This window comes from Sphaerospermopsis sp. FACHB-1194, assembly GCF_014696235.1.
GTDB lineage: Bacteria > Cyanobacteriota > Cyanobacteriia > Cyanobacteriales > Nostocaceae > Sphaerospermopsis > Sphaerospermopsis kisseleviana.
Genome location: NZ_JACJPU010000088.1, coordinates 1 through 7,145, shown reverse-complemented (window position 1 = coordinate 7,145; position 7,145 = coordinate 1). Strand labels below are relative to the sequence as shown.

General features: G+C 37.9%; 6 protein-coding genes. 4 read left to right on the top strand and 2 right to left on the bottom strand.

Annotated features, from left to right (window positions below):
* Positions 1–513 precede the first annotated feature (513 nt).
* Complete coding sequence (locus H6F45_RS25645) at positions 514–1,446, top strand: DUF4344 domain-containing metallopeptidase (RefSeq protein WP_187041332.1); 933 nt, start codon at positions 514–516, stop codon at positions 1,444–1,446.
* Positions 1,447–1,708: 262 nt separating this feature from the next.
* On the top strand, positions 1,709–3,028 hold the full coding sequence (locus H6F45_RS25640) for a DUF58 domain-containing protein (RefSeq protein WP_187041331.1): 1,320 nt from the start codon (positions 1,709–1,711) through the stop codon (positions 3,026–3,028).
* Positions 3,029–3,136: 108 nt separating this feature from the next.
* On the opposite strand, the gene H6F45_RS25635 is transcribed toward H6F45_RS25640, so the two are convergent.
* Positions 3,137–4,102 carry a stage II sporulation protein M gene (locus tag H6F45_RS25635; protein WP_190348758.1) on the bottom strand — a complete coding sequence of 322 codons (966 nt, stop codon included), beginning with the start codon at positions 4,100–4,102 and terminating at the stop codon, positions 3,137–3,139.
* 81 nt (positions 4,103–4,183) lie between these two features.
* Between H6F45_RS25635 and H6F45_RS25630 the strand changes: the two genes are divergently transcribed.
* Positions 4,184–5,017: a hypothetical protein gene (locus H6F45_RS25630; protein WP_190348757.1), complete on the top strand. Its 834-nt coding sequence runs from the start codon at positions 4,184–4,186 to the stop codon at positions 5,015–5,017.
* A gap of 27 nt (positions 5,018–5,044) precedes the next feature.
* A complete protein-coding gene (locus H6F45_RS25625) occupies positions 5,045–5,824 on the top strand; it encodes an RDD family protein (protein ID WP_190348756.1) in 780 nt (259 codons plus the stop codon).
* A gap of 320 nt (positions 5,825–6,144) precedes the next feature.
* Here the strand turns inward: H6F45_RS25625 and H6F45_RS25620 are convergent, their stop codons facing one another.
* The gene (locus H6F45_RS25620) at positions 6,145–6,933 is read right to left on the bottom strand and encodes a DUF1868 domain-containing protein (protein ID WP_137669588.1); all 789 of its coding nucleotides are present in this window, start codon (positions 6,931–6,933) and stop codon (positions 6,145–6,147) included.
* Between the last annotated feature and the right edge of the window lie 212 nt (positions 6,934–7,145).

Sequence of the window (7,145 nt, the reverse complement as noted above, 5' to 3'; positions counted from 1 at the left end):
TAACTTGAGTTGTGTTTTGATGGATAAAAGCATTTGCTGATGTCAACACTATACTTTATTATTTAATTCTGACACATTTTGCCTAATTTTTTAGTCAACTTATTCCATGTATACGTCAAATACTTGTAGTTTTGTATGTACTTGTATAGGTTTGTCTAGTAAATTGTCAACTTAGGACAAGCTCTTAAACTCTCTTACCTTTGTGTCCTTTGCACGCCAGTTGCTACAAGTCGGCAGAGCTGCCCAACGCACTGGCTCGTCTTTGCGGTTCAATCATATCAGGAATTTGGATCATTTTTCCGTTAGATAAAAATAAATTTACACATTGGGGATGCTACCGTTTTTATTTGCCATTAATTTAGACTTTACAAATTAGACTTTACAAATTAGACTTTACAAATTAGACTTTACAAACATCCTCTCATTCTCTCATTGTTCATCTACTGATTGATCAAATTTATCAAAAATTCTGACTCCTTACCAAGTTTTCAATCATATTGTATATACCACAGTATGTCTTACCTATTCAATTATTTGCAATCAATTAATATTAAACTAAAAATTTTCCTGTTAGTCAGTATTCTAGCTTTATGTATAATTGTTATTTCTATCAATCCTATTGATAAGCAAACGCCAGTTAAATTAATTGGCAATACTAACGAAATAATTAGGAATAGGCATAATAGTAATAATGTAGATGCTACAGGAAAATTTCAAGTAATTTATACTCCTTTACAGCGCAAACATTTTATCAAAAGACAAGAAAGATTCCAAAAATATCAATCATTTGAAAAATTAGCCCAAAAGCTAAATAGAGTTTTAATTATGCCCAATGATGTCAAAATTGTTTTGGGTGACTGTGGTGCTGTCAACGCCTATTATAAATCCTCTGAACATAGTATTACTCTTTGCTATGAATTAATAGATAGATTCACAGATGTATTTATGGAATACTATCAATCAAGGGAATTAAATATTAATGAACCGGAAATAGTTAATAAAGTTAATCGTCGGGTAGCAGGTACAACGGTTTTTACTTTTTTCCATGAATTAGGACATACACTCATCGAAGAATTAGATTTACCTGTAACTGGTAAAGAAGAAGATACAGTTGATGAATTTTCGACAATTTTATTATCAGAATTAGGACAGGAATTTGCAGCTTTAGCTTCTGCTATCCAATTTGGTTTATCTGGAAATCAGGAAATGGAAAGTGTAAGTCAAGATTTATCTTTTTGGGATGAACACTCTTTGAATTATCAAAGGTTTTATAATATTATTTGTTTGGTTTATGGTAAAAACCCCAAAGAGTATGATGTTTTGGTAGAAAATATAGGTATCCCACCAGAAAGACAAACTACTTGCCGAATAGATTATAATAAAAAACTAAAGGCTTGGCGAACTATACTCAATCCTCATTTAAGAGAAGGTATGAATTTATTATAATCAGAGTTGGAAGAATTTAGGAGTCATACCAATTCTTGATAAAGATGCGCTAAATTCAAGAATGAACTAACCGCAAAGGACACAAAGGACACAAAGAAAGAAGGAAATAAGAGATGAAGAATTTAGGCACAGCCTCATAAAGAAATTGGATCAGAAGTCACTTAACTGTTAACAGTTAACAGTTAACAATAAAGCATGAATAATGATAACTGATAACTATTCACTTTTTTCTGTCACCTGTCACCTGTCACCTGTGAACTATATGATTCCATCTAAAAAAGTTTATTTTTTATTAGGTTTAGCAATTGCTGTATCACCCATTTTATCCATGATTGTGGGTATTTACCAAAGCATCACTTTAACTTTGTTATTTGATGCTGTGGTTTTAGGATTGATGGTTATTGATAGTTTAAAAGTGAGAAAATCTCGCGTTAAAATTAGTCGGGAATTACCCTCACGTTTATCTATTGGCCGTGATAATCCAGTAGTGTTAAAGGTAGAATCAGGAAATACAAATAGTATTATTCAAATTCGTGATTACTATCCGACAGAGTTTACTGTTTCTACATCGACTCTCAGCGTTAATCTTTCTGCAAATAACACCCAAGAGATAACTTACACTGTACAACCAAATCAAAGAGGAGATTTTCCTTGGGGAAATATTCAAGTACGACAGTTGGGAAATTGGGGGTTAGGGTGGGATGATTGGCAAATTCCCCAAAATACACGGGTGAAAGTGTATCCTGATTTAATGGGGTTGCGATCGCTCTCGATTCGTCTGACATTACAATCATCTGGTTCTATCCGCAAAGTTCGTCAAATGGGTATAGGAACAGAATTTGCAGAACTGCGGAACTATCGCAGCGGTGATGATTTGCGGTTTGTCGATTGGAAAGCTACCGCTAGACGTAGTTATGGTAACACAGGTCCATTAGTCAGAGTTTTAGAACCAGAACAGGAACAAACTGTACTGATTTTACTAGATCGTGGGCGATTGATGACCGCCAGAGTCCAGGGTTTACAGCGATTTGACTGGGGTTTAAATACCACATTATCCTTAGCATTGGCGGGTTTACATCGGGGCGATCGCGTTGGTGTAGCTGTATTTGATCGTCAAGTACACACCTGGATACCCCCAGAACGGGGACAACATCACCTTAATCAACTAATTGATCGACTTACTCCCATTGAACCAGTATTATTAGAATCTGATTATTTAGGCGCTGTCACTCATGTAGTTCAACAGCAAACCCGCAGGGCGCTAGTAGTGGTAATTACTGACTTAGTTGATATTACGGCTTCTTCAGAACTTCTCACTGCACTCTGCAAATTAGCACCCCGTTATTTACCTTTTTGTGTCACCCTCCGCGATCCCCAAGTTGACCACATAGCACACAATTTTACTGACGATATCACAACAGCTTATACTCGTGCAGTATCTCTAGATTTATTAGCACAAAGACAAGTTGCTTTTGCCCAATTAAAACAAAAAGGTGTTTTGGTTCTGGATGCACCAGCAAATCAAATTTCTGATCAATTAGTTGAAAGTTATCTAAAACTTAAAGCCAGAAATCAGCTTTAGCAGGAGTCAGGAGGAAGAATTACCCTTACTGCTAAAATATCTTCCTCTTCATTCCTTTTTAATTTTTAACTTTTAATTTTTAATTTTTAATTTTTAATTTTTAATTTTTTATCCCTTAACCAATTTATTTTTACGATTACAATACAGCACTAAAAATATAAACAATCCCATTCCTGCTAAATATTTAATCGGGTCTGGAACAATAGGATTAGGTGAGAAAAAACCTTCAATAATTCCAGCTATAATTAACATCGGCACAGTTCCAAATACCAATTGTGCAGCTAGAGAACTATAATATTTAATTGCATCTCGACGGCGATATTTACCAGGAAATATAATTGCTTTGGCTATTAAAAGTCCCGCCCCACCTGCGAAAAAGATAGCGGGTAATTCTATTGAACCGTGAGGAAACACAAACGCCCAAAATGGATAAGCGAGATTATTTTGAGCAACTAAAGTACCAACCGCACCAATTAATAAACCGTTAAATATCATAATATAAATTGTGTATAATCCGGCAGTAATTCCTCCAGCGACAGCAACGAAAGAAACGGAAATATTATTAATCATAATATTGCTGGATGCCAAAGGTTCAATACCGACAATAGAACCCATCCATAACTCACCTTTATCTCGGACTTGGGAAATTATCTGGTTTGGTACTATCAGCGACATAAAACTGGGATCTTGCCAAGCATACCACCAACCTACTAAACCACCTAAGATAAATAAAGCTGTGGCGGTGGCTATGTATGGAAATGTTTGCTGCACTACAGCCGGAAATCCAAAACGGTAAAATTCTAACGCTGCTTGCCATTCTTGTTTGCGTGAACCCTGATAAATTTGAGTATAGGCGCGAGTTGTGAGGGATTGTAAACTTTGAATTAAAGTATTACCTACTTCCTGGGTACGAGCGCGGGCTAAATCTGCCGCTACGGAACGATATAAGCTGGCTAATTCTCTAATTTCCCCAGATTTGAGAGATTTTAACTTTTTTTGTTCTACTTTCCGCAATAGAGAATCAAGACGTTGCCAATTTTCTTCCCGTCTGCCGATCCAACGTTTAATATTCATAAAATTTCCGGGTACTGAGTTTAATTTAGCTTAATATGGCCTCAAAATTGCCAACTGTAATTTTCAGGAACATTTACTACTATGTCTGACAACTTGGGTTATACCAGTAATGCTGAACCATTAAGTATTGGTAATGTAGTCAGTGCCGGTGTACGTTTGTATCGTTCTCACCTCAAAAAGTATCTTCAACTAGCCTTGATAGCTCATTTGTGGGTTTTAGTTCCTATCTATGGCTGGGCAAAATATGCAGCCATTTCTGGACTAATCTCGCGTTTAGCCTTTGGCGAACTCACTAACCAACCAGAACCTCTTCCAGATGCCAGGGATCGTGTTGAGCCTCTTTTATGGTCATTTTGGGGAATTTACTTCCGAGTAAGTTTATATCTGTTGTTAGTTTATCTTGGACTAGCAATTGCAGGTGGTATAGTGATTGGTTTGTTCGCAGGGGTATTAAGTGTCATCTTAGGTACTGAAGGAGCTATAATTACAACCGCTTTAGTCGCTGTTTTGATGGTAATTATTATCGTGGCAGGACTAACTTGGTTTTACGCTCGTTGGGTGATAGCTGAAGTACCATTAGCAGTTGAGGAAAATATTAATGGTGCGGAGAGTGTGAATAGAAGTTGGGAGTTAACCAAAGCTTCAGCTTTTCGTATTCAAGGGGTGGTGATAGTTGCTGGTATTGTCACACTACCAATTGTATTTTTATTTAATTATTTACCTAGTTTATTCTTACTGGCACTAGAACCAGGTTCGCTCATTTACGGACTAGTGTATTTTATTTCTATGCTGATCAGTTTGCTAGGAGGAATGTTTGTAATGCCATTCTGGCAATCAATTAAAGCTGTAATTTACTATGACCTAAGAAGTCGGCGAGAAGGTTTAGGTTTGCAGTTACGCAATCGAGAAATTTAAAGCAAAATTGAAAAATAATTTCCAATCATGCACCTTTTCAACAGAATCAAATTCAGCACCCCGGAAAGCGTTGAGTTAGAATTTACCTTAGCTGGTATAGGAAGTCGAGCTTGGGCGTTAATTATTGACTATCAGATTTTGGCTTTAAGTTTAGCTCTGTTTATCGCAGTCTGGGCATTTATTTCTAATCAATTATATGATATTGGTTCAGAGATTTTTGGTCCTGGTTTTGGTTTATGGATGACTGCGATCGCTTTCCTGATTCTTTTCTTTATTTACACAGGTTATTTTGTTTTTTTTGAAACTCTCTGGCAAGGACAAACCCCTGGTAAACGCATTGCAAAAATTCGTGTGGTGCGAGATGATGGCAGACCTTTGGGTTTACAACAAGCTTCTCTCCGGGCTTTACTGCGTCCTATTGATGAGACTTTGTTTATTGGCGCTTTTTTAATTATGTCTATTAAAAGTGAAAAGCGCCTTGGTGATTTAGTCGCAGGAACGATAGTAATTCAAACCCAACAAGTTAATAAATCTGCCAATCTTACTATTTCAGATGAGGCAAAATCTTTTTATATCAGTTTGCAAAAAATCTCGGATTTATCTCAATTATTGCCTGATGATTTTGCCATTATTCGTGAATATTTACAACGCCGCAATGGAATGTCTAAAAAAGCTCGGTCATCTCTATCACTAAAATTATCTGAGCAGGTAAAATCTATTATAAATTTAACAATTTTACCTGCTGATATTTCCTCTGATGTTTTTTTAGAAGCTGTTTATTTAGCCTATCAACAACCAGAGTTTTAAGCAGCAGGCAGCAGGCAGGATAAAGAAGAAAGAAACATATTTATTCCCAGTCACCAGTCACCAGTCCCCAGTCCCCAGTCCCCAGTCCCCAGTCCCCAGTCCCCAGTCACCACTCACCAGTCACCACTCACCAGTCACCAGTCCCCACTCACCAGTCACCAGTCACCACTCACCAGTCCCCAGTCCCCAGTCACCAGTCCCCAGTCCCCAGTCCCCAGTCACCAGTCCCCACTCACCAGTCACCAGTCACCAGTCACCAGTCCCCACTCACCAGTCACCAGTCCCCAGTCACCAGTCCCTATTCCCTGACAACTAACAAATTAAAACTCTAAACTCGTAAATTCAGGTTGACGATAATAGGCTGTCATATCGTCAAACTTTCTTAATTCAGCCTGATGAATTACAATTTCGGGAAAATTCAACAGCCATTGTTGATTTAATTCAGATAACAAATTACTGAGTTGTACCCGATCTAAATCAGTAGGAATTTCGCCAAAATAACCTAATGTAACATGAGCAGTAAAGTGGTAATGTTGCTCAATTCCCAAACCCATTAATTTGCGATTTTGATAAATCAACCGCCTCAGTTGAATAATTTCTTCATAGGATCTTTCATCTTTGGGTATTAAACACACCGCTAAAGCTCTTGGCATTACTATTAGTCCTAGCATTTGCCAAGAAATGGGATTACTGACTTCACCCCGCAACTGTTGATACTGCTTAAACAAATTCCCTAAGCAAGTATTTAAATCCTGTTCAAATTGGGGATTTTTCTCAGTAGCATGAATGTAAGCATGATCCCAAATCAAGTCCGCTAAGGTGAAATGAAAACTGGCAGGAGGTAGAGGTACAATCAAATCAGAATTGATTGGTAACTCTAACAGCGATCGCTGAAAAGTCTCAATTTGGCTGTAAAAATCAGCGTTCTGTGTATCTTCTGCTGCTGGTGGGGTAATCAGTGTATAACCAGGAAATGGTGCTGGTTTTCTGACTCCATCAACAGGTTTAAATTTATAAGATTCCTGGATATGCTGAACTTGGGTTTTGTAAGATTCTGGTAGCGTCATGCGTGCTACCCGATTTAAATAGGTTTGGTAGTTGTCGTCCAATCTTCTTAGCCTCGCGCTCTCTTGATAGATTGTAGGAAAATTTACATAATTTGACCAAGTTATTTTATTTGGTGACTGGTGACTGGGGACTGGTGACTGGGGACTGGGGACTGGGGACTGGTGACTGGGGACTGGGGACTGGGGACTGGGGACTGGGGACTGGGGACTGGGGACTGGGGACTGGGGACTGGGGACTGGGGACTGGTGACTGG